Origin of the sequence: Methylocystis suflitae (assembly GCF_024448135.1) — a bacterium.
GTDB classification, from domain to species: domain Bacteria; phylum Pseudomonadota; class Alphaproteobacteria; order Rhizobiales; family Beijerinckiaceae; genus Methylocystis; species Methylocystis suflitae.
Window position 1 is genome coordinate 1 of record NZ_JAMRYX010000095.1, and the last position, 312, is coordinate 312.

1 rRNA gene is annotated in these 312 nt (G+C 51.6%); it reads right to left on the reverse strand.

Features of this window, described 5'->3' with window-relative positions:
- Positions 1 to 240 (reverse strand): 23S ribosomal RNA (locus tag NEI07_RS08240); the annotation flags it as partial.
- Positions 241 to 312 lie beyond the last annotated feature (72 nt).

The following is a 312-nucleotide window of genomic DNA, read 5'->3' on the forward strand; positions in this document are numbered from 1 at the left end:
CGCGGTTGCTTTCTCTTCCTGTGGGTACTGAGATGTTTCACTTCCCCACGTTCCCTCTACCCGCCCTATATATTCAGGCGGGAGTCACTAGGTCGGCACGCCGCCCAGCGGGGTTTCCCCATTCGGACACCCTCGGATCAAAACTTGCTTATCAGTTCCCCGAGGCTTATCGCAGATTGCTACGTCCTTCTTCGGCTCCAGATGCCAAGGCATCCACCGTTTGCTCTTAAAGACTTGAAATCACATGAGTTTGAATCAAAAACTCGACCCCACCCGAAGGCGGGATCTGAAATTGACTAATGATCTTTAAGA